At 39.0% G+C, this 21,646-nt stretch carries 18 protein-coding genes; 8 read left to right on the top strand and 10 right to left on the bottom strand.

Annotation, left to right across the window (positions count from 1 at the left end; translation table 11 throughout):
* The first annotated feature begins 149 nt into the window (after positions 1–149).
* Complete coding sequence (locus AQF98_RS15950) at positions 150–455, top strand: GNAT family N-acetyltransferase (protein WP_055132947.1); 306 nt, start codon at positions 150–152, stop codon at positions 453–455.
* 1 nt (position 456) lies between these two features.
* Here AQF98_RS15950 and AQF98_RS15945 read toward each other — a convergent pair whose 3' ends face one another.
* From AQF98_RS15945 to AQF98_RS15930, 4 genes are all read right to left on the bottom strand, one after another.
* Positions 457–1,296 (bottom strand): murein L,D-transpeptidase family protein, encoded by an 840-nt coding sequence (locus AQF98_RS15945; protein ID WP_055132946.1) that lies wholly within the window; start codon positions 1,294–1,296, stop codon positions 457–459.
* 162 nt (positions 1,297–1,458) lie between these two features.
* Complete coding sequence (locus AQF98_RS15940; protein WP_055132945.1) at positions 1,459–2,304, bottom strand: DUF6263 family protein; 846 nt, start codon at positions 2,302–2,304, stop codon at positions 1,459–1,461.
* A 65-nt stretch (positions 2,305–2,369) separates the two neighbouring features.
* On the bottom strand, positions 2,370–2,789 hold the full coding sequence (locus AQF98_RS15935) for a hypothetical protein (protein WP_055132944.1): 420 nt from the start codon (positions 2,787–2,789) through the stop codon (positions 2,370–2,372).
* A complete protein-coding gene (locus AQF98_RS15930; protein WP_055132943.1) occupies positions 2,786–3,658 on the bottom strand; it encodes a hypothetical protein in 873 nt (290 codons plus the stop codon). The genes AQF98_RS15935 and AQF98_RS15930 overlap by 4 nt, the downstream gene beginning before the upstream one ends.
* A gap of 384 nt (positions 3,659–4,042) precedes the next feature.
* Here AQF98_RS15930 and AQF98_RS15925 point away from each other — a divergent pair, with 384 nt between their 5' ends.
* From AQF98_RS15925 to AQF98_RS15900, 6 genes are all read left to right on the top strand, one after another.
* The gene (locus AQF98_RS15925) at positions 4,043–6,013 is read left to right on the top strand and encodes a DUF1800 domain-containing protein (RefSeq protein ID WP_055132942.1); all 1,971 of its coding nucleotides are present in this window, start codon (positions 4,043–4,045) and stop codon (positions 6,011–6,013) included.
* A 9-nt stretch (positions 6,014–6,022) separates the two neighbouring features.
* The gene (locus AQF98_RS15920) at positions 6,023–7,294 is read left to right on the top strand and encodes a DUF1501 domain-containing protein (RefSeq protein ID WP_055132941.1); all 1,272 of its coding nucleotides are present in this window, start codon (positions 6,023–6,025) and stop codon (positions 7,292–7,294) included.
* A 125-nt stretch (positions 7,295–7,419) separates the two neighbouring features.
* Positions 7,420–9,015 carry a M20/M25/M40 family metallo-hydrolase gene (locus tag AQF98_RS15915; RefSeq protein ID WP_082435112.1) on the top strand — a complete coding sequence of 532 codons (1,596 nt, stop codon included), beginning with the start codon at positions 7,420–7,422 and terminating at the stop codon, positions 9,013–9,015.
* A 66-nt stretch (positions 9,016–9,081) separates the two neighbouring features.
* The gene (locus AQF98_RS15910; RefSeq protein ID WP_055132940.1) at positions 9,082–10,611 is read left to right on the top strand and encodes a glycoside hydrolase family 10 protein; all 1,530 of its coding nucleotides are present in this window, start codon (positions 9,082–9,084) and stop codon (positions 10,609–10,611) included.
* Between the two features lie 2 nt (positions 10,612–10,613).
* Entirely contained in the window at positions 10,614–10,811 is a 198-nt protein-coding gene (locus AQF98_RS15905; protein WP_055132939.1) for a hypothetical protein, read from the top strand.
* A 133-nt stretch (positions 10,812–10,944) separates the two neighbouring features.
* On the top strand, positions 10,945–11,445 hold the full coding sequence (locus AQF98_RS15900) for an outer membrane beta-barrel protein (protein ID WP_055132938.1): 501 nt from the start codon (positions 10,945–10,947) through the stop codon (positions 11,443–11,445).
* Positions 11,446–11,531: 86 nt separating this feature from the next.
* On the opposite strand, the gene AQF98_RS15895 is transcribed toward AQF98_RS15900, so the two are convergent.
* A complete protein-coding gene (locus AQF98_RS15895) occupies positions 11,532–15,287 on the bottom strand; it encodes a S8 family serine peptidase (protein ID WP_055132937.1) in 3,756 nt (1,251 codons plus the stop codon).
* A 41-nt stretch (positions 15,288–15,328) separates the two neighbouring features.
* Between AQF98_RS15895 and AQF98_RS15890 the strand changes: the two genes are divergently transcribed.
* Entirely contained in the window at positions 15,329–15,793 is a 465-nt protein-coding gene (locus tag AQF98_RS15890; protein ID WP_055132936.1) for a hypothetical protein, read from the top strand.
* Position 15,794: 1 nt separating this feature from the next.
* Here AQF98_RS15890 and AQF98_RS15885 read toward each other — a convergent pair whose 3' ends face one another.
* The 5 genes from AQF98_RS15885 to AQF98_RS15865 form a co-directional block, all read right to left on the bottom strand.
* The gene (locus AQF98_RS15885) at positions 15,795–16,769 is read right to left on the bottom strand and encodes a type IX secretion system membrane protein PorP/SprF (RefSeq protein ID WP_055132935.1); all 975 of its coding nucleotides are present in this window, start codon (positions 16,767–16,769) and stop codon (positions 15,795–15,797) included.
* 27 nt (positions 16,770–16,796) lie between these two features.
* The gene (locus tag AQF98_RS15880) at positions 16,797–17,741 is read right to left on the bottom strand and encodes a gliding motility-associated C-terminal domain-containing protein (protein ID WP_055132934.1); all 945 of its coding nucleotides are present in this window, start codon (positions 17,739–17,741) and stop codon (positions 16,797–16,799) included.
* Between the two features lie 17 nt (positions 17,742–17,758).
* Entirely contained in the window at positions 17,759–18,472 is a 714-nt protein-coding gene (locus AQF98_RS15875; RefSeq protein WP_055132933.1) for a hypothetical protein, read from the bottom strand.
* 38 nt (positions 18,473–18,510) lie between these two features.
* Positions 18,511–20,430, bottom strand: coding sequence for a hypothetical protein (locus AQF98_RS15870; protein WP_235524245.1), 1,920 nt, complete (start codon positions 20,428–20,430; stop codon positions 18,511–18,513).
* Positions 20,431–20,778: 348 nt separating this feature from the next.
* Entirely contained in the window at positions 20,779–21,633 is an 855-nt protein-coding gene (locus tag AQF98_RS15865; protein ID WP_235524244.1) for an N-acetylglucosamine kinase, read from the bottom strand.
* Positions 21,634–21,646 lie beyond the last annotated feature (13 nt).

Raw genomic sequence — 21,646 nt, 5'->3', positions numbered from 1 at the left:
TACGATAAGCCTGTTTAATAACGTCAATAATACCCTCGTTTTCTACAATGTACATGCCCAATCGTTCTTCAGAAATCCCATCTTTTAATTGATATTTTTTGATTAATGGAGTTCAATTAATATTTACTAACTTGTTTAAAAAATTGATTATGCCAGAGGCAATATTAAAACTGAACGAACAAAACGAGGGCGCTTTTGTAATTATGGATGGAGAAGAGCAGTTGGGAGAAATGGTATTGTCCATCTCAGGAACTGAACTTACCGTTTACCATACCGAAGTATCATCTAAAGCAGAGGGACAAGGCTTGGCCAAAATTTTACTCCAAGCAATGGTGGCTTATGCTCGTGCACACCAACTTAAAGTTGTTCCACTTTGTCCTTTTGTACATGCCCAATTTAAAAGGCATCCACAAGAGTTTGAAGACATTTGGGTAAAAGCAGAAGGAGAGCGCTAGCCTATTTTCTGATTTCGATTAAAGTGCCATCAGCGATGTAGGCAAATAGCGTGTCCATGTCTTTATTTTGTAGTGCAATACAACCTGCTGTCCAGTCTTTGGCTTTGGTTTTACCAGGCTTGGTACCGTGGATAGAAACGCCAAAGCCAGGGTTGATGCCTTTTCTTTTTGCAGCCGCTCTTTCTTTGATACTGGGATAAGAGATAGAATAACTTTTATAAAATTTATCGCTACGGTCGTATTTACTGTCCAAATGATAAAGCCCTTCAGGCGTTTTTCCATCACCCTCCCTTTCTTTATGGCCTACTGGTGCCCAGCCCATGTTGATGTTGAATGTTTTAATCAGCCGACCTTTGCGTTTGATTAACATTTTGCGTTGGCCTTTTAATACCAATACATAATCTGCCTGAGCAAGGGTATGGGCAATCGCATTTAATTTTACCCGCCAATCTGTAATGGTATCGGGATTTCTGTAAGCATCCCATCGCTCTGAGCTTGCAACAGCATAATCGTCTTTTTTGAGAGAATCTTGAGATGTCTCTGTTAAACGATGTAATCTCCATTCTCCTCTGTCTTGATAAATAATGGCTTTGTGATTGAATACAGGTTTGATGTATTGAGCAAATTTTAATGGGGTGCCATTTAAATCTTTAACAATAATAGAGGTGTCCATCCCTTTGGGCAGCTGTTTCATTAAAGAATCATTCCATTTGATGCCTGTATTTTCTTTCTTTTTTTTAAGAGCCATTACGGCAGGAGATACCTCAGGATCTTTTGTTTGTTGCCAGATGCAAAAAGCCACCACTACACCGATCAACAATAATAAGCTATAGTACCGCATAAGTTTAAAATTATAATTTAAAGATAAACTTATTTTGAATATTAACTAAATAAATAGTTAATATTTTTAATTATCCTGCATTGCTATAAATAACTCCACAAAAAAGCCCTTGTTAACGAATGAACGAACAAGGGCTTTATGAAATATTTTAATTATTGTTTGCTATCGCGTGACCTTTTTGATCTTCTCGGATAAACTGGTAGACCTAGAAACCGCATAAATTACCCTGCCAGCAGATATTTGGTAACCAGTAGAAATGGTATACACTAATTTCTCTATAATTAATCCGCTTTCATTGTCAACAATATAAGTACCATTAGAGTTGCTGTTGATCAATTGACTTACAATCTTGGTGCTAAATTTAATGATGGTGTTTTTAGGCGTAATATCTTCCACCCAGAATTTGGTATTTAATTTCTGACCGTTGATTTGAACAGAATCAGTCCAAGTAAAACCTTTTTTAATACTTGGATTATAGGTTACATCTGCAAATAGGTTTAACAAGGTTCCTCTCTCAAAAATCTCGGGCTCAATGCCTGCAAAAGCAACAAGGGTATCGGTAGCCATTTCAGATTTGTAAGAATTGGAGTAAAGAATTACACCATTTTTATCAACGGTAACCTCTACAGGTTTGTTTACCATGTGGTTTAATGCTCTTTCAATAATTGAGCTAGAATCCTTTCTAGATTCAGAATTATATTGTAAACGTTGACCTAATGCGTCAATTAGGTTGTCCATTTTCTTAATCTTAACATTCATTACATTACCATTTGCCGAAGTAGATGTAACTACATATGATTTTGTAAGAGAAGAAACAGAATTTACACTTAAAGTTTGTTTACCCCTTTGGATAACAGCTTTAGAATTTGTTAAAATCTCTCTTTGAAATTCGTCACCTTGCTTTAACGCAAATACACGACGTTTGTCTTGTGCATTTACCGTAAAGGTAACCAAGAGCAGTAAGAGTAATAAGGTGTTTTTTAGGTTAAACTTTGTTTCGTTATTCATGCATTGTTTCGGTATAGTGAAGATATAGATTGCGCTATATCTAAAAGTTTATGATTGATTAAAGATTAAGCGGATGGTAACCTTACTTCCGGAAGTGGTGGAATAGGAGGTACCGGTGGTAGTATAGGTAGGTTTGGTAAAATACCGCCTATAGCAGCTGGTGGTCCGCCTGCCGCTGGTCCTGTTGGTGCTCCACCTGCTGATCCCGCACTTGGGCCTGCTGGTAAGGCAGGAGATTGAGGTACAGCTGGCAATAATCCTCCAGAAGGTAAAGTTGGTACTGGAGAAATGGCAGGTACTCCTGGCATTGGTGGCATTGCTGGCGGTGTTGGTACAATTACCCTAATATATGGGGCTGTTGTATTTACACTTCCAGGTACTGGTACCCTTAAATCTGAATTGTTATTTAATCCTCCGCCTTGAGCGCTTGCGTATTTTACGCCAAATGCTGTGCATAACAGCATCATGAAAATGAATTTTCTCATTTATAATTATTTCTTCTTTCTAAAGATATTGGTAAACCTAATGTGGCAATAAATCCTGGTCTATCGCCAGTGTATTTGGTTAAGTTATAGACTCCTAACCCTATTGTAAGATTAGAGTTTTTTATTGGTCTAAAACCTGTAGAGAAGCCTAGGTTTAAGCCAGACCACTCTGCATTGATGTTAACTTGTTTAAATACTTCGTAAGAAACGCTGGCAAAAATACCGGTTCCGTATTTGCCCTTTCCTCTGTCAATATCATAAGGGCTTTTGTATAAAAACCTACCTGTACCAAAACCAATGGTATAGCCCAATGCGGCAAAACCAGGTCTTTTAGAAGGTACTGTTTGTACCGCATGACTAAATGCTACGTAATAGGTATGGTATGGTGCATCAGAAATACTGGCATCTGCAAAAAGTTGTAATGCCCCAACAGAGATACTACTGCTTTTAAAAATTTCTTTACTTAATACGAGGTTGTAAGAAAAATCTTTAAGCTCACTTACCCTCGTTATGTTTACACTGGCCGAAACATTCACAAACTTTGATGGATTACCAAATGTAATACCTGCAGAACCAATTAAATCTGGTTTGTTGGTATAACCAGCTGGATAGATCCCTCCCAATACACCAAAAATAAATGTACCATAACTTCCCCAACCAGATGGGGTCATGATGCTGGCTACACTATTGTTGGGTAACATGGTCTGACTAATGATAATGAGACCTTTTTCAGAGATCAATGAATCCATTTTCTTTTTTAGATCCTTTTCAAAAGAATTTTGCGAAAGCGCTTGTTTTGGGTAAAATGTAGCAGCAATCAGAAAAAAGACAAAACCAATTTTGAGTAACCGATTTATTCTAACTGACATACGCTTTGAATTGAAGTGATCGTTTTTTTGTTAACATTAAAGTAGAAATACCAAGTAAATACCTAGATTATATTACAATATAGTTAAAAGTTATAACAAATATTATTTTTTAAAATCTTTTAAACAAGAATTAACTTGCAAATAACCATTGTTTTAGCTTAAAACTATTGCTGATGTAAAAGTAGAAAATAATAATTCTATTTAAGAAACTTAATTAATTTTAAGAAATGATATGCGTGATATTTAACTTAAAGGAAAAAATATTAACCTTTTGTTTTTTAAATTATTAATAATTAACACATCTAATTAATCTTTATTGTTTTTCTCTTGTCATAGCATTAATTATACAGCCAAAAATCAAGTTCATAACCAATACTAAATCTGATGAAAATTAAAATCCATAGTTTTTACCTTACAGTTATCGCATTTAGCTGTGCTATCGTTTTTTCTTCATTTGCAAGAAATGAATTGCAGAAAGAAAAATTTGTATTGCCTTATAAACAAGCGGGTTTAACAGAAAAACAAGCTGCGGCACATTTGTTAAGTCGTTTTACCTATGGTGCAAAAGAAGGAGACATTGATGTTGTTTTAAAAACGGGTCTTGAAAAATGGGTTGAACAACAATTGGACGGTAATTTAGATGATGCAACTTTAAACCAACAATTGAGTAAGTATGATGCAATTAACCTGAGCAATACAGAAGTAGAAAATGTTTTTCCACGCAATGCACAGGTAATTCGTTTTGCTGTAAAAGATGGCTATATCCATAAAGACTCGGTTAACCAAGCAAATAATAAAGAATATAGGGCAACATTAACAGCCTATATGAAAGAAAAAGGATACAAACCTCAGCAAGAATTGTATCGCCAGTTGATCAATCAAAAAATATTAAGGGCAGTATATAGCAATAACCAGTTAAAAGAACTGATGACCGATTTTTGGTTCAACCATTTTAATGTGTCCTTAAGTAAAAACCAATGTGCTTCTTATGTGCCAGCGTATGAGCGTGATGTGATTCGGCCTAATGTATTTGGGAAATTCGAAACGCTATTGTTGAGTACGGCAAAATCTCCAGCAATGTTGATGTACCTTGATAATTTTAGCAGCTCTGGAAATAATGTGACCATGCCAGTAGCTACTAACGATATGATGATGGATAAACCTGGGCAACGAAAAAATAGACCAGTGCAGTTGGCTATTCAGAAAGCAAGGGTACAAAATCAACAGAACAACAAAAAAACAGGGTTAAACGAAAATTATGCCCGAGAGGTAATGGAACTTCATACTTTAGGCGTAGATGGTGGATATACGCAAAGCGATGTGACCCAAGCTGCACGCATTTTAACCGGGTGGACCATTGCACCCATGAGCGATAATGGTTATGGAGCACCAATGAAAAAGGTATTGGAAAGGATAGGTGATGAGAACCTAAGTAAAAGAGGCTTTGTACACGATGGCGATTTTCTGTTCGCCATGAATAGACATGACAATGGTGAAAAAGTAGTGTTGGGTAAAAAATTTGCTGCTGGTGGTGGTTATGAAGAAGGAGTTGAGCTTTTAGAAATGTTGGCACACCATAAGTCTACTGCAAAATTTATTTCTAAAAAATTGGCCATTCGCTTTGTAAGCGATAACCCACCACAAAGCTTGATTGATAAAATGGCCAAAACCTTTTTAAGTAGCAAGGGCGATATTAAAAGTGTAATGATGACCATGGTTAGTGCACCAGAATTTTGGTCGGCAAATGCTTTGAGAGAAAAAACAAAATCGCCATTTGAATTGGCCATTAGTGCAGTAAGAAGTTTAGATGCAAAGGTGAACCAACCTTATCAGTTGTATACTTGGATCAATAAAATGGGCCAGCAAATGTATTATTACCAAGCACCAACTGGTTTTCCAGATAGGGGCCAATATTGGATCAATACAGGTTCATTGTTAAATCGAATGAATTTTGGACTGGCCTTGGCGTCACAACGTATTCCGGGGGTTACTTTTAACCTTGCAGCAATGAACGAAAACCATGAGCCAGAAAGTGCCGAGGCTGCATTGGTTATCTATAGCAAGCTGATCATGCCTGAGCGTAAGTTAGAAGAGACTATTGCAAGGTTAAAACCGATGCTGAACGATCCAAATTTAGAAAACAATGTGGCTAAAGCTGCAGAAAAAACAGCGCCACCACAACAAATGAATACCATGGCAAACGAAGATGCCAATATGATGGAAGAAGGGGCCAACAAATTGAAAGGTAAAAAAGCATTGGTAAATGCAGCACCACAACAAAAGGCAGGTACAAATACCATGTTAGCGCAAGTGGTAGGTGTAATTATAGGTTCACCAGAGTTTCAACGTAAATAATAATTTATCATGACTTCAAGAAGAGGATTTATCAAAGCAGGAGGCTTGGCATTATTCGGAATTAGTTTAGGTGGTATCCCTGGCTTTTTAGCCGATGCCGTTGCAGCAACAGTTGCACCTGGCTTATATCAAAAAAAGAAAGTGTTGGTTTGTATCTTTCAAAGGGGTGCAATGGATGGCTTAATGGCAGTAACGCCTTTTACCGACGACTATTTAAAAGCGGCCCGTCCAAATTTATTTATGTCTGCTGCACAAGGTGGAAAGACCAAGCCTTTGATTGATTTAGATGGTAGGTTTGGACTACATCCTTCAATGAGTGCTTTCGAACCTATGTTCAGAGAAAAACGCATGGCCATTGTACATGGAATAGGCTCTCCCAACAATACCCGTTCGCACTTTGATGCACAAGATTTTATGGAATCGGGCACCCCGTTTAACAAAGGCACAGAAAGTGGTTGGTTAAATAGGGCAGTTGGTTTACTTGGACACGAAGCGGCCACACCTTTTCAGGGTGTAAGTTTAACCTCATCATTGCCAAGATCATTTTATGGCGATAATCCTGCCGTTGCAATTAGTAATTTGGCAGACTTTAACATTCAATTAAAAGGTAACCAAGCTGGTGCAAACATGGCCTCGAAAAGTTTTGAAGACTTATATGATCAGACTTCTTCTGGCCTGCTAAAAAATACAGGTAAAGAGAGTTTCGATGCCATTAAAATGCTGCAAAAAACAGATCCGAAAACCTATACTCCAGAAAATGGAGCGGTTTATCCAAATACAGCTTTAGGCAATTCATTAAAACAGATTGCCCAATTAATTAAAATGAATGTAGGGATGGAAGTTGCCTTTACCGAGTCGGGCGGTTGGGATACCCACTTTAACCAAGGTGTAGAAACAGGAATATTTGCCCGTAATGTAAACGACTTGAGTAACTGTATCATGGCCTTTTGGGCAGATATGGGCCGTTATCAAGATGAAGTAACTGTAATGACCATGACTGAATTTGGACGTACTGTAGCACAAAATGGTACAGGTGGTACAGACCATGGCCGTGGTTCTTGTAACTTTATTTTAGGTAATGGCGTAAATGGAGGTTTGGTACATGGCTTGGTTAATCCTTTAACCAAAGAAAATTTAGAAGATGGAAGAGACCTGCCTGTAACCACCGATTTTAGAAGTGTATTTAGTGAGGTTGCAGATAAGCACCTTGGAATTAACAACGATAAAGTGCTGTTCCCAGATTGGGCCGGAAAGCAAATCGGTGTAATGCGTGGGGCATAGCTCACTTGTAACTTATTTGATAAGTAGACCCCTAGAAGCGTTAAAAGGCCTCTAGGGGTTTTGTTTTATTGTTAAAACAAGCACAAAGTCTTATCTTTCGGGCTAAACTATTTAACAGATAAATAATGAAAACTAACCGAACTTCCCTAAACCTATCTGTAATTGGGCAGGCTACTAAACTCTTTTTTGTAGCGGCAATGCTGAGCAGCAGCATTACCTTTGCGCAAACCCAAAGCAAAGATCCAATTATTGAGAAAATTGTAAAAGAAGCAACTGAAAACTCTCAACTAGAAAAATTGGCGCACGAACTTTTAGATCAGATCGGGCCGCGTTTAGTGGGTACACCACAAATGAAACAGGCAAATGATTGGGCTATAGCTAAATATACAGCTTGGGGCATTCCTGCAAAAAATGAACAATGGGGCGAGTGGAAAGGATGGGAAAGAGGTATTTCTCATATCGACATGGTTTATCCAAGAGTTAAATCTTTAGAAGGTATGCAGTTGGGTTGGAGCCCAAGTACCAATGGTAAAACCTTAACAGGCGAAATGATCATTTATCCTGATCTACCAGATTCGGTTGCTTTTACCAGCTGGATCAAAAATGTAAAAGGAAAATTTGTAATGTTCTCTATGAACCAGCCAACTGGTCGCCCAGATTATAACTGGCAAGAGTTTGCTACTCCAGAATCATTTGAGAAAATGAAAAAAGATAGAACCGCACAAACCAATGCATGGCGTTCGCGTATTAGCAAAACTGGTTTAAATTTAAAAGCTTTGGCCTTGGCATTTGAGCAGAATGGTGCTTTAGGTGTAGTAACTAGCAATTGGTCATCTGGTTTTGGTGTAAATAAAATTTTTGGTGCAAATACAACCAAAATTCCTTCAATAGATATTTCTTTAGAAGATTATGGCCTACTTTACCGTTTAACAGAGTCGGGTATTAAACCAAAAATCAGCGTACGTACAGATTCAAAAGAATTAGGTATGGTGCCAACTTTCAATACCCTTGCAGAAATTAAAGGAACAGAAAAACCAAATGAATACGTGATGTTATCTGCCCACTTCGACTCGTGGGATGGTGGTACAGGTGCAACAGATAATGGTACAGGTTCAATTACCATGATGGAAGCCATGCGTATCCTTAAAAAGATCTATCCTAATCCTAAAAGAACCATTTTGGTAGGGCATTGGGGAAGTGAAGAACAAGGCTTAAATGGTTCAAGGGCTTTTGTAGAAGATCATCCTGAAATTGTACAAAATATCCAGGCCTTATTTAACCAAGATAACGGAACAGGAAGGGTAGTGAACCTTTCTGGTCAAGGGTTTTTAAATGCCTACGATTACCTTACACGTTGGTTGGCCAAAGTTCCGGCAGAGATTAGAAATGAAATTAAAACTTCTTTCCCCGGTTCTCCAAGTGGTGGTGGCTCAGACAATGCTTCATTTGTAGCTGCTGGTGCACCTGCTTTTTCGCTAAGCTCAAATAGCTGGTCTTATGGAAACTATACTTGGCATACCAACCGCGATACTTATGATAAAATTGTATTTGATGATGTTAGAAGTAACGCCATCTTAACCGCCATATTGGTTTACATGGCTTGCGAAGATCCTGCAACAACTTCAAAAGTAAGAAGCGTTTTGCCTCCAAACCCAAGAAATGGTGAGCCAGGCAAATGGCCAGTACCAACAAAGGCTACCCGCAAAGGCGGAGTAAACTAAAATATTTTAAATAAATAGCTAAAGCATCTCAATTGATCGAGATGCTTTTTTTATAAATTGATCCTTATGTTAAAAAGAACCACATTAGTTATTGCGCTCTTCAGCTTAGTTTTTTGCCAATTTACAAAAGCACAAAAACCCGATGAATTAAAGAGTAGGCCACCAAAGGCCATGCAAGAATTTAGGGCAGCTTGGATTGCAAGTGTAGCCAATATCAATTGGCCCAGCAAACCAGGTCTGAGCAGTGCTGAGCAACAACAGGAAGCCATAGACCTGCTTAACCTTTTACAACGATTAAATTTTAATGCAGCCATTTTACAGATCAGACCTCAAGCAGATGCTTTATATAAAAGTAGTTTAGAGCCTTGGTCGTACTTTTTAACAGGTACACAGGGCAAAGGCCCAGAGCCTTATTACGACCCATTAAAATTTTGGGTAGAAGCAGCTCACGATCGTGGTTTAGAATTGCATGTATGGTTAAATCCTTATCGGGCACACCATAGCTCTGGTGGCGAAGAAAGTGCTGCTTCTGTTGTCAAATCAAAACCAGAACTCGTAGTTAAATTAAAAGATGGTCAGTATTGGATGGATCCTTCCAAAAAAGAAGTTCAAGACCATTCTGCAGCAGTAGTTAGAGATATTGTAAAACGTTATGATATTGATGGGGTGCATTTCGACGATTATTTTTATCCGTACGAATCTTATAATGGAGGTGCAGATTTTCCTGATGATCAAAGTTGGAATACCTATCAGAAAAGTGGGGGTAAATTAACCAGAGGCGATTGGAGAAGAGAAAGTGTAAATAAATTTATAGAAAGAGTATATAAAGAAATTAAGGCCGAAAAGAAATATGTAAAATTTGGATTGAGCCCTTTTGGAATCTGGCGTCCAGGTTATCCAGAATCTATTGAAGGAATGGACCAATATGATAAATTGTATGCCGATGCCAAACTTTGGTTAAACAAAGGGTGGATAGATTATTTTAGTCCGCAGTTGTATTGGACAGTGAATGCTCAAAAACTAAGCTTTCCGGTTTTATTAGGCTGGTGGCAATCTGAAAATACCAAAAGCAGACATTTATGGCCAGGAATGAATGTTGGACTGGGAGGTGATGATAAAAATGTGGATGAGGTGATCAACCAGATTATGATTACCAGAGGGATAACTCCTCAAAGCAAAGGCGCCTTACATTGGAGCATTGCAGCCTTGGTAAAACACGAAAAATTAAGACAAGGTTTGCTAGACGGGCCTTACCAAAAACAAGCACTTGTACCGAGTAGCGAATGGCTAGATAATAAAGCACCGTTAAAACCAATTGTAACAGTAGCGCCCAAAGATTCTTTACTCCAGATCAAGTGGAGCCATCCAGAAGCTAAGGATGTATTTAAGTGGGTGGTTTATTTTAAATATGGCGAAAAATGGAGCTATAAGATCATGAACCGCAACGACGCTGTTTTAGATATCTTGATGGCTATTAATAAAGGAACAACAGGAAAGGACAAGACTCTCTTATCTGCCTATGCAGTAAGTGCGGTTGATAGAACAGGTAATGAAAGTGAGTTTGTTGAACATCAATTTGGACAATACAAAGATTAAGGATGAAAACACATTCAAAAGAACAGATTGAAGCAACAGCTAATGCAATTAAGGATCATTTTATTCCTAAAAATGCGGAAGCAAAAAATTTTAGCTTTCATTTTACTATTCCGCCATCATCAAATTATAGGGTTGATTATGAGAAAGATGCAAAAGGAAATTGGAATTTAATAGCCTACGAAGCGGATAGTAAGGTTTAGGGTTAAAATGTTTCGATGTATTGAAATTTAATTGTTTATCTTAAATAATTGATATTAGGCATGAAAATTGTTTAACGTTTTTAATATTACTATAAAATAATATATTTGTCCTTTACTTAAAAAAAACAATGCTATGAAGAAAATTTTTATTTTAACAACACTTTGCTTAGCTACAGTTGTAGCTTTCGCACAAAACCCGATCAAAAAGGGTGAAACAGTATTAAATGCTGGATTAGGCTTTAGCTCTTTTGCAACGCCAGTTTATGTAGGAGTTGAATTTGGTGTACACGAGGATATCTCGGTTGCTGGAGAAGTTTCTTACCAATCAAAAAGCTATAGCTTCTATAAGTTATCTGCAATTGGTGTATCTGCAAAAGGAAATTACCATTTCAATAGAATCTTAAACATTGACAAGAAATGGGATCTATATGCTGGTTTAGGTTTAAACTATTACAACTTTAGCTATAAAGATGGTAATGGTACTAGCTATCCAGATACTTACTCATCAGGTATTGGCTTTGATGCTCAAGCTGGTGGTAGATACTTCTTTACTGATAAATTCGGTGTGAATTTAGAGTTTGGTGGTGGTAGTAACTTAAGTGGTGGTAGATTTGGTGTAACCTTCAAGTTATAGTCAAATAGAATGATAAAAAAAGCCCATCCTTATTTTAAGGATGGGCTTTTTTGTGCACTCGTATCTTTTAAAGTATCCGTTTTAGCTTACTTAATTAAGGATACTTTTCTGTTATAAACCTTGTTGCCAACCTTCACTTTTAATACATATACTCCAGGGGCAAACGAATTAAGATTGATTTTGTTGGTGTAAATGCCACTATAGTTTACCTTTTCTTCTTTAAAGGCAACTTGCCCCAATAAATTGCTCAAGATAATAGACACATTGTTTTTTTGTGTCACCTCGAAATAGACATTTAACTCGCCATTTGTAGGTACAGGATAGGTCTTGAGGTTAATTTCATTGTCACCTGTAGGTACAGTGATGTTGAAGATGCTAATTTCTTGCGACTTTAAGGTGCAACCACTTGCAAGGGTAATTTCTACATAATAGGTGCCATTCTGAACAGCAGTATATAATGGGTTGGTAGCCCCAGTAATTGCTTTTCCATTGAGGTACCATTGGTTATTACTTGTTGCGCTTGATGACAATTGGTTCCCATTTTGTGTAATTACAGCACTACTCAATGGTACAGGTACCCTTGCCCCACCTAAACATCCTCCAGATTTCACTTTGATATCATACAGGTAATAATAGAAAGTTTTAAAATAATTGGCATTGCCATCTTGTGTAGCCGTATTTCCAGTAATGCTGAAAATATTTAATGCGGTTTGATAAGGATAGGTGGTATTGGATACATTGTTTCTAAAAAGTGTTGCTCCTCCTAGATATTCAACGTTAATGGTATAAGCCCCGGCACTCGGAAAATTAAGGTTGAGTGGGTAGGTTTGTCCCTGGTCGGCAAGATCATTAGCGGTAGCATCAGGACCTGGAACCGCTTTGGTAGCTGTTACACTTAATAAAGTTGAGGAAAGGGCAATCCCAGAGGCATTGACTACGGTAAACCTCACCTGTCCCGAATTGCCTACATAAAGCTTGGCGCTTTCAATGGTCATGGGAGCAAGTACATTTACCATAATGCCCGGAGAGAACTGATTGTATCCACCATCGCCAATGTCATTTTTGTTTTTAGCTCCAATATTAGCCCTAAAGTCATTTACGCCAACAGCATAAGTATTGTTATCTGGTTGCGTTGTTGCAATAGCTGCATTGCCAAATGCCACAGGGTTGAGGTCTGTATTGTTTTTATACCAAAACGCAGTGCCACTAGTGCTGGCTTTTAAGCCATAAGTATTTAAGGTACTACATAAATAGGCATTACTTTCGGTTACTACAGGAGGCGTGCTGGTTTGTAGTGTAGCACTCAATTGGTCATTGGCCGATATGGGGTCGGTACTAAGCGTTGTTTTGGCCACCATGGTGTAGGTTTTTCCAGCTTGGGCATTAAAGCTGCCCGATAACATTACATCTGTTTCGCCTAATGCGCTAAGTGTGCCAGTATAAATAGTATTTAAGGTAGCTACAGTAGTGGTATTTTCGGTAATGGTTACTGTAATAGGTACATTGGTAATACTTTGTGTACCCAGGTTCTTAATGGTAACCTTTACGTTTTGTGTTGGGTTTGCGCAGCCCATGGCAGTTGGATCTACAATGGCTTTCAGTGCGACATCAATTGAAGGATTCAAAAACTTAACCCTATAATCTTGTGTTTCACCTTTTGCATAAGATCCGCAAGCCAATACATTGGCGGCTACATTTGTTTCTGTTAAAACCACTCTCAATAAAGAGAAATTATTAATGGTAACCGTTTGCGGAACTGTAATATTGGTTGTGAAATTTCCTGTGCCATTAATCACATTGCTAGTGGCAACCAATTCGTCGGTAGTATTAAAAGTGCCATCATTGTTCCAGTCTATAAATACTTTGGCAATTTTATCGGCATTGGCACCACAAGTGCCCAGTATCAGGTTAAGTGGGTAAGTTTTCCCTTTTTCTAGTTCGATGGTTTGTGCCGTAAAATCAGAATAACTGGTGCAAGTTGTATTTGGCGTAGTATTGTCTATATTGGCCAATTTAAAATTATTGATTTTAGAATCAGCTGTGCTGTTTGGAGCAGATGTACAATAAGCAGTGCCTCCAGTACCAGTTACTACCAAAGAAAAAGCCTGTGGACCACGTTGTAAAGTGCCCTTGTGTGTTACGGTAAAAGTATAACTTTTGCCTGGTGTTGCATTGGCAATATATACTTGTTCTACATTGTCTCTAAAATTGTCTCCTGTGGTTGCAGCAGCAGCAGGATTGGCAGGGTTAAGTACCCAAGGTCTATAGGTTGTAGCACCTTGAGTGGCCTTCAGATCAAGATCGTTAACCAAACGAGCGGCATTGTTGTTTAAAGCTGCCGAAGTTGGAACTGGTGTAGCCTCAGGATCTGTCCAACAGATAGTAGCGATCAATGGGCCATTACCAGAAGCCACTATACTAATTGTTTGAGTGGTTCCCTGCGCAATGGTATTTTCGGCAATGATACTTTTATCGCCTTTATTTAAGATGGCTTTAGCGGCATCTTCCATGTTCAGTAGCCCCCATCCATAAATGTAATCTGGGCCTGGATTATTGCCTGCTTCTGTAGCCGTACCTATAACCAATGCTTTTAAAGTAGCCGATTTCATGTAAGCCCCACTATTTTTCTGACTATATAACTCCTGTAACAACACTAAAGAACCACTTACATTTGGAGCAGCCATTGATGTTCCGGATAAGGTAGTATAAGCGGTAGTACTGGCATTGCTGGTAGAAGTTACGCTTACGCCATCGCCAACAATGTCTGGTTTAATTCTTCCATCGTCTGTTGGACCCCAACTGCTAAAAGAGGAGATTTGAATGCTGGAAGGAGAAGTTGGTCCGAAAGGTAATGGATTAACAGCGCCAACGGTTAAAATATTTTTAGCAGTACCTGTGGTTGCAATAATATCATAACCATTGTTAGAACTGATGCCTGCAGGTCTATTTCCGGCATCGGCCATAACTCCAGAGGTGTTGTAACGGTAATAAGGAGAGCCAACTGCTGGGCCATTCTCGTTTCTATTGTTCCCGGCAGATTTTACAGGTAAGTAATAAGGGGCATTGTAACAGATCAGATCCCAATCTTTAGCAGAGTTGCTATAATAGCCAAATTTATAATCTTCATTGGCATCGGCAGCGCCCCAAAACTCCCAGCGGGCAGGGGTAACATCGTCGTTGTAGTTCCAACCAGAAATTGACCCATAAGAGTGGTTGGAAATGAGTAAAGTAGCGGCATTGGCCGACATCTCGGCAGCATCGTTATTAAATTCAAAAGAATACAATTGAGGTAGGGCAAAAGCCATTCCTTTAGCAGCAGCATAAAGTCCGGTAGCCATTACGGTACCCGCCACATGGGTTGAGTGTGTAGAGGTAGTGGTGGCATTGTCTTTGGTAACTACACGATTGATCAGCTCAACATGGGTCAGAAGCACAGCACCACCATCCCAAATGGCAACCTTACCATTGCCAATAGTGCTGCCACTTAAATTTAAACCCAATGAGCCACCTGCATATAATTTGTTGGTTCCAGTGGTAGCAGCGGCTATACTGTTGTTGTAGGTAATGTAATAAATCGGAAGGCCTAAATCGTCAATTCCTTGTAGGGCAATGATATCACCCTTTTTGGTCACTCTTAAAGTTTCCCAGCCCTTGTCTTTTGCAACAGAAAAGGCCATTTGCCTGTTGTTGTCTAATTTTTGCTGTAAGCTAAGTGCATTTTGGCTTAAAAAACTTACATTGGTTTCTTTGTTAACAATTTGGGCATAAGAATTGGAGTACGCTATAAAGAATAGAGAGAGAAATGTAAGAAAACATAGCTTTAGGTAGATGTTTTTTACCATAGAGTGCGTTTAGGATTAAGTAGATGGCATTATAATTTGATATGAAATATACAATAATATTTTTATTTGCAGGGCTTAGTTTGTTTTTAACCGCTTGCTTAACCATTAAAGATGGAAAACCAAGTATTAAACAAGGTGTTTTTGGACGAGTTTTATGGGTTCAAGGCAATGTGATGCCATCACCCGATGCACCTAATAGAGGTACTGGTAAACCTATAGAACAAACCCTTCATATTTATGAAATTACACATTTAAATGAGGCCGAAGGACAAGCTCCTTTGTTTACCCATATCAAAACAAAGTTAATAGCTACTATAAAAACCAATAAAGAAGGTTATTTCCAGTGCAAATTAAAACCTGGTAAATATTCCGTTTTTACAGTAGAAGAGGAAGGGAAGTTATTTGCAAATCTGTTTGAGGGCAATGGTGAAATTAACGCTTTTGAAGTGAAAACTGCTCAAGTTGTAACCTTCCCGATTACCATTAATTATAAGGCTTTTTATTAGCTTAAAAACAGTTGCACAATTTCTTTTGGCTTCTGATGGTATTCAAATAATAACCTATAGAAATTTCATGAGAGCCATTGTCGTAATTGGCCAATTTGTTCAAACTGTAATCGTAGCCATAGCCAATCCTAAAGTTCCGTTTGACGAAAAACTCTGTAATAAAGCCAACGGCACTTTGGTTCGACAAGTCATTTTGAAGGTTCTTTTTAGGATAGAGTTTAACAGAAGTACGGTACAAAGCTCCCACCCATACCTTTTCTTTAAACAATAAAAAGGCATTCAGGTCCATAGAAGTTGGTCCATGCAGATCGTCTTTGATCAAAACAGCAGGTTTGAAGATCAGGTCTGCATTGAGTTTAAAGAAAGTAGAAGAAGTGAGGTAAAAATGAGGTTGGATCTTCATGTTCAAAATATTGAAGTCTTTGGCCGCATTTAAATATTGCGAAACGAGGTTGTTAGCAGAAAAACCTAAGAAAAAGCGGTCTGAGGTATATTGGACGCCTATCCTTACATCGGGTGCAGTTCTTTTCTCATAGCCAATAGGAATGCGGAGATCACCAATATCAGTTGGGTCAAGTAGTTCGCCATTTAAGCCGATTTGTGTTACCCCCACGCCCAGTCCAAAGGCAAGTGTCTTGGTCTCTTCGCGGTCAAGTTTGATCCGGTAGGCAAAACTGCCCACGGCATTGAGTGAGCTTTGAGCACCTATTTTATCTTTAGTTACAATAACGCCCAGTCCAATTTTCCCTTTATGTGCTGGAGCATCCATAGAAACCGACAAACTTTGTGGACCACCCTTTATGCCTGTCCATTGCGACCTGAAAAACGCTTGTATATAGATTTCATCCTTATAACCTGCATAAGCCGGATTGATATATAACCCATTAAAAATGTATTGACCATATTGTGCATTTTGCTGCCCGAATAAGGGGAGCAGCAGCAGGTAAAATAGACAAGTTAAAACAATCCTTTTCATAATTCCCAGGTTAAAATTGGCCGATCATTAACGAATTACAGTAACGTAACCCTTAAATTCTTGCCAAGTGTTAGTAGGTGTTTTTATTTTAAGCACATAGAAGTAGGTGCCATCACTTAACCCATCGGCTCTCCAATCATTTTGGTACCCTTTTTTCTCATAAACGGGACTTTGCCAACGGTTGATGATCTTAATTTCGTTGGTTTCATAAAGATTTAGGCCAACAATTTCGAAGGTATCGTTCTTACCATCGCCGTTTGGTGTAAAAACATTGGGTATGGTAATGCCAAGTACGGGTTTCACATCAGTAGCCGTATTATTGGCCAAATTGGGGTCAATCTCATTTGCAGCAACTGTAGCTGTATTTCTATAGATCCCATATTTATTGGTTTTGACTTTGATTTTTAGATCAGCAGTGGCACTGCTATCCATTTGTAGAATGTTCCAGGTAACTGTTCTGGTATCGAGATTGTAGGTTGCTGTACCTACCAATGGATTGATTAGACTCTCAAATGTTAAACCAATGGGTAGTATATCTTGAACCTTCACCATGTTGGCTGTTTTTGGTCCATAGTTTTTGACATTCAAGGTGTATTCAAATGGGTCATTGGTGCTTACAGCTCTCAATTCTGACACTTTGGTAATGGCCATATCGGCAGTAATAGAAGAGTTTGGTTGGTCTACAACTACAATCACCGGATCTGAAGGCGGTGATGCACAACCTTCATTGTTATAGGTAATTACGGTGTATTTGCCTGCGGTTGAAACGATATAGGTTGCAGATTTGCCATCTGGCATCATCACTCCATCTTTGAGCCATTGGTAAGTGCTCACATTCACAGCATTGGCCTTAAATTTTATGGACGAGCCTGGTGTGATCGTTACCGTTTGCGAAGAACCAGATTGCGCAAAGCATGCTGCCGCTAAAAGCGACAGCAGACCTGCTACAATACTTATTCTTATGCTAAACATGGATGATCAATAGTTAACTAACTCGCACTGATGGTAATTACTGGTGCTGCTGGTGCGCCGGTTACAATCACTGTTCGAGATGTAGAAGTTGTTGGACAGCCTGAAGTACCTAATAGCGTTCCTGTAAAACCTACTTTTTGTTTGTACTTTACTGTGCCGGTAATTACATAAGTACCTGCTACTGCAGTTGTAAGGGTATATGCACCAGTAGTAGCATTAATAGTACCAATAGTTGTCCCGTTTACAGGGGCACCACCATCTTTAACTACACTGTAAGTATAATCTGCATCTAAATCTGTAGTATATGGTGCTCCAGTTGGAAATGCCCCTAAAGTTGGTGTAATTACCGAAGTGTTAACAGTAGACGAAGAGCCGCAATAACTAGGGTTGCTTGGTGCAGCAATGGTAAGCGTTAAGGCAGGTAGCACAATAAAATCGTTCACTACGTTATTAGGCGCACAAAGCAATGGATCAGCCAATGTGGTTAATAAAATAACCTGATAAGTACCCACAGCTGGTAAACTTGTTGGGGCAGTGGCACTCGGATATCCACCAAGTGATACCCCTCCTTGTTTAACATCCCACATGTAAGTTGTACCACCTACAACAGGTGCACTTAAATTTAAGGTGGCTCCAACACACACATAATAAGTTGCTGAAAAGGCAGAAGTTGAAATGAATAAAAGCAAAGCTAACAAGCTTGATTTTAAAAGAGTAGATTTTGTTTCCATGTTGTTTGTTTTTTAAGTGTTAGATATTTAGAGATTAATTAGTTCGAAGAGATGGTTAAAACTGGTGGCGGTTGTAGCGAATTAACTGTTATTGTAACCTGTTTTGCCGTATTGGGGGCATTCTCGCACTTGCCTGTGCCCTGCACGGTAACCCAATAAGATGTGGTTATGGTGGGGGCAGCGGTGAGCTGATTGGTTGAGGATAAGGGACTTCCGGTTAATGCCGCATTGCTGTACCATTTAAAGGAAGGACTGGCTACTGTTAATGTACTGGCCGTTAAGGTTGATGAAATGCCGGGGCAAACGGTGGTTCCTAAAGCTGTAATATCGCTTGCTACAGCTCTTGGGGTTACTGTCAATTTAACTTCATTAGAGTAGATTTCTCCCGGACAGGAAGCATTGCCGCCAAGTATTTTAGCCCGATACCACCTGTTGTTCATGGCATTGGTTACTGCCGTAACAGTTAAAGCGCTGGTAGTACCAGAAGGAGCATCAACCCAGGTACTGTCTGCTGCATTAAGGTATTGCCATTGGTAACCCGTAATTACACCGCTGGTAGCAGCTGTTGCCGTAACATTAAAACCTGCGTTACTTCCCTCGCAGATATTGGTAGAATTGGCAGTGGTAGGTTGAAGTGTAATTGTGGGAAGGGCAGGAGCCAAATTAACTTCATAGATGCGCAAGGCATCGCCCAATACCCCAACAGCAGCTACTCCTTGATCAAATACAACTTCCAGTCGATCAAACTGAACACCTGGTTTAAAGACAAAGTCCAGTTTTTTATGACTTGGACTTCCGTTGATTACGACCAGGTTTAACAGGTTTAATTGTAACAAGGTGGCCAAATCATTTAAGTTGCTTTGGTAAACGGGTGTAGTTGAAGTACCGTTGTAGGCATTAAATTTAATGGTAGTGAGCTTAAGGAGACCTAAATTGATCAAACTACCTTGGATACCGAGTTGCAGTCTTACCCCATCTTCTGTAGTCGCCTTATGGTCAAAATAGAAACTTTGAGCTACTTGGTTGGCTACCCCAACGCTGGCTAATCCAGAAGAAAATGAAGAATAGTCGCCAGCGTTTCCATTAATGGCCTGTTGTGGGTTGGCCACCAACTGACTTAATTGTAGACCGCCTACTCCGGCTGTGTTCAGGGTAATGCCTCCAAGGGCTTCTCCTGGGCTGGTAAATTGTGGACTGGTATTACAAATGCCGCCATCTGTTTCGGTAAATGCATGATATACATTGACATTGATTTCTGCAGCAACATTGGCAAGGCTTAAATCTGTTGGAAAGGCTACATTTAACCTTACGGCATTATAGGCTGCATTAGGTGTTACCTTCGCATACCAATCACCAGCAGCATCTAACAATAATTTTGTAGTTGAAGTGCCCGCCACCGAACCGTTATTTTCAAGACCATTATAAGGATTGCTGCAAAGTGCGTTGGTGGTTGCCGTATTCAATTTATAATTGCTGGCACCTGAATAAGCTGTACCTGTAATGCTGTTTAACTCTACAATACCAAGTAATCCGCCAACGGCCAAAGTTATTCCAGTATTAGTTGGGCGTCCTCCCAGTTTGAAATAAGTTGGAGTATTTGCTGTAATTGTTGCATTGGCTGTATTTCTGAATTGCAGGTAAGTGTCTGCTCCAGAGCCAAGTAGCCCCGCTAAACCAAAATTTCGAGATGCGGTAATTGTCGTAGAATTTGAGGTTGAACCTGTTAAAATAGTTTGATCAGCATAATAAAACCTGAATTCATTTGTTTGAGCACCTAATAGGCCACAGCCCCATGCTTCTGTTGACATTGGTGCCGATAAGCCAGCACTGCCAGTACCCAGTCCGATCAAACTACCTGCTTGTACTTTATTCCCAGTTTTTTGCCCAGTAAGGTAGGTCTTAGTCTGCCCATTCACCTCCTTGTTCAGAGCGAACATCAATACTGTGAACAGTATCAAAATGAACAGGCGATATGGAGCTTTAATCGTGAACAAGAGGGAGCGAAAATTTAATTTAAAGCAACGCAGGCGGGTTTAAACCGCTATTGTTATCAGTAAAACTAATTATTGTTTAGGCCCTAATGCCCATTCATTTTATTCATTATAGTTGTGCTAAGAGCGTAAAATGAATAAAATGGTCAAGAAAAAACCAATTTTATTACGTATCTATTAGTAAGATGATGGAAGGTGTTTTGAACGCAGCAAAAGGCTAGGAATAGCCAAAATTGACCGTGTTAAAATGGAGCTGAAAACCAACTGTTTTCAGTTGATTTAAGGAGTAGTTAAAAGGGAGTTTTTAAGCTCAGATTAGGCAGTTATGCCTTCTCTTTTGAGAATATAATCATAAATGCCTTCGATGGGTTTTTGTAAGATTTTACCCACTTTAATGTTGTTTTCGGCAAATACAGCTCTCAATTCATCGCGATAATAGTAGGCAATAGAGCCTACAAAATTGCATTCTAAAGTTTTATAGGCCTTATAATCTTTTACATTGGTGTCTATAAATTCTTGAAAGCCTTCTTTGAGCATTTGTTGAATAAATGGATGTGCTTTATGGGCAATCATGAAACGGCTAAAAGTAGCCAAGTATGAGTTAGGGAAAGGCTTTTGATAAATGTTATTGATCACGATATCTTTGTTCACTTCAAAAGTTTTGGCAAAAACTTCGCTCAACTCAGCAGGCATGGTGTGGTATAAATAGGAGGTTAATACCTTTCTGCCAAAAAAGGTACCAGAACCTTCATCGCCCAACACATAACCTAAGCCATGTTTACCACTGTGCACATTTACCCCATCAAAATAAGAAATGTTAGAGCCAGTACCTAAAATACAGGTCAACCCTTTTTTATCGCCACAGGTAGCATAAGCCGAACCAATTAGATCGTGGTCTACACTGATAAAGGCATTGGTAAAAAAAGAAGAAAGTCCATTAGAAATGATTTCATGTTTATCAGGAGTGGAGCAGCCCGAACCAAAGAAATAAACTTCTTTAATGGCAGTGGCATAGGCAGAAAGATCTCGGTTTTTACTTAGAATCCTCACCACATCATGTGCGTTTACAAAATATGGATTAATGCCTTGCGTGCTAAAAGAAAGTGTATGGTTTGGACTGTATGCCATCCAGTCTGTTTTGGACGACCCGCTATCTGCAACTAAAATCATGGACTAAAAATAG

Origin of the sequence: Pedobacter sp. Hv1 (assembly GCF_001412215.1) — a bacterium.
In the GTDB taxonomy this organism is placed as follows: domain Bacteria; phylum Bacteroidota; class Bacteroidia; order Sphingobacteriales; family Sphingobacteriaceae; genus Pedobacter.
Note: the sequence above shows the minus strand (reverse complement) of the source record. Positions and strands in the feature narration are given on the sequence as shown.

Excerpts from the sequence above, each read along its gene's own strand:
- AQF98_RS15935 (WP_055132944.1), bottom strand. The coding sequence starts at position 2,789 with ATGAGAAAATTCATTTTCATGATGCTGTTATGCACAGCATTTGGCGTA.
- AQF98_RS15905 (WP_055132939.1), top strand. The coding sequence starts at position 10,614 with ATGAAAACACATTCAAAAGAACAGATTGAAGCAACAGCTAATGCAATT.
- AQF98_RS15930 (WP_055132943.1), bottom strand. The coding sequence starts at position 3,658 with ATGTCAGTTAGAATAAATCGGTTACTCAAAATTGGTTTTGTCTTTTTT.
- AQF98_RS15885 (WP_055132935.1), bottom strand. The coding sequence starts at position 16,769 with ATGAAAAGGATTGTTTTAACTTGTCTATTTTACCTGCTGCTGCTCCCC.
- AQF98_RS15880 (WP_055132934.1), bottom strand. The coding sequence starts at position 17,741 with ATGTTTAGCATAAGAATAAGTATTGTAGCAGGTCTGCTGTCGCTTTTA.
- AQF98_RS15940 (WP_055132945.1), bottom strand. The coding sequence starts at position 2,304 with ATGAATAACGAAACAAAGTTTAACCTAAAAAACACCTTATTACTCTTA.
- AQF98_RS15950 (WP_055132947.1), top strand. The coding sequence starts at position 150 with ATGCCAGAGGCAATATTAAAACTGAACGAACAAAACGAGGGCGCTTTT.
- AQF98_RS15925 (WP_055132942.1), top strand. The coding sequence starts at position 4,043 with ATGAAAATTAAAATCCATAGTTTTTACCTTACAGTTATCGCATTTAGC.
- AQF98_RS15895 (WP_055132937.1), bottom strand. The coding sequence starts at position 15,287 with ATGGTAAAAAACATCTACCTAAAGCTATGTTTTCTTACATTTCTCTCT.
- AQF98_RS15910 (WP_055132940.1), top strand. The coding sequence starts at position 9,082 with ATGTTAAAAAGAACCACATTAGTTATTGCGCTCTTCAGCTTAGTTTTT.
- AQF98_RS15915 (WP_082435112.1), top strand. The coding sequence starts at position 7,420 with ATGAAAACTAACCGAACTTCCCTAAACCTATCTGTAATTGGGCAGGCT.
- AQF98_RS15945 (WP_055132946.1), bottom strand. The coding sequence starts at position 1,296 with ATGCGGTACTATAGCTTATTATTGTTGATCGGTGTAGTGGTGGCTTTT.
- AQF98_RS15900 (WP_055132938.1), top strand. The coding sequence starts at position 10,945 with ATGAAGAAAATTTTTATTTTAACAACACTTTGCTTAGCTACAGTTGTA.
- AQF98_RS15865 (WP_235524244.1), bottom strand. The coding sequence starts at position 21,633 with ATGATTTTAGTTGCAGATAGCGGGTCGTCCAAAACAGACTGGATGGCA.
- AQF98_RS15920 (WP_055132941.1), top strand. The coding sequence starts at position 6,023 with ATGACTTCAAGAAGAGGATTTATCAAAGCAGGAGGCTTGGCATTATTC.
- AQF98_RS15890 (WP_055132936.1), top strand. The coding sequence starts at position 15,329 with ATGAAATATACAATAATATTTTTATTTGCAGGGCTTAGTTTGTTTTTA.
- AQF98_RS15875 (WP_055132933.1), bottom strand. The coding sequence starts at position 18,472 with ATGGAAACAAAATCTACTCTTTTAAAATCAAGCTTGTTAGCTTTGCTT.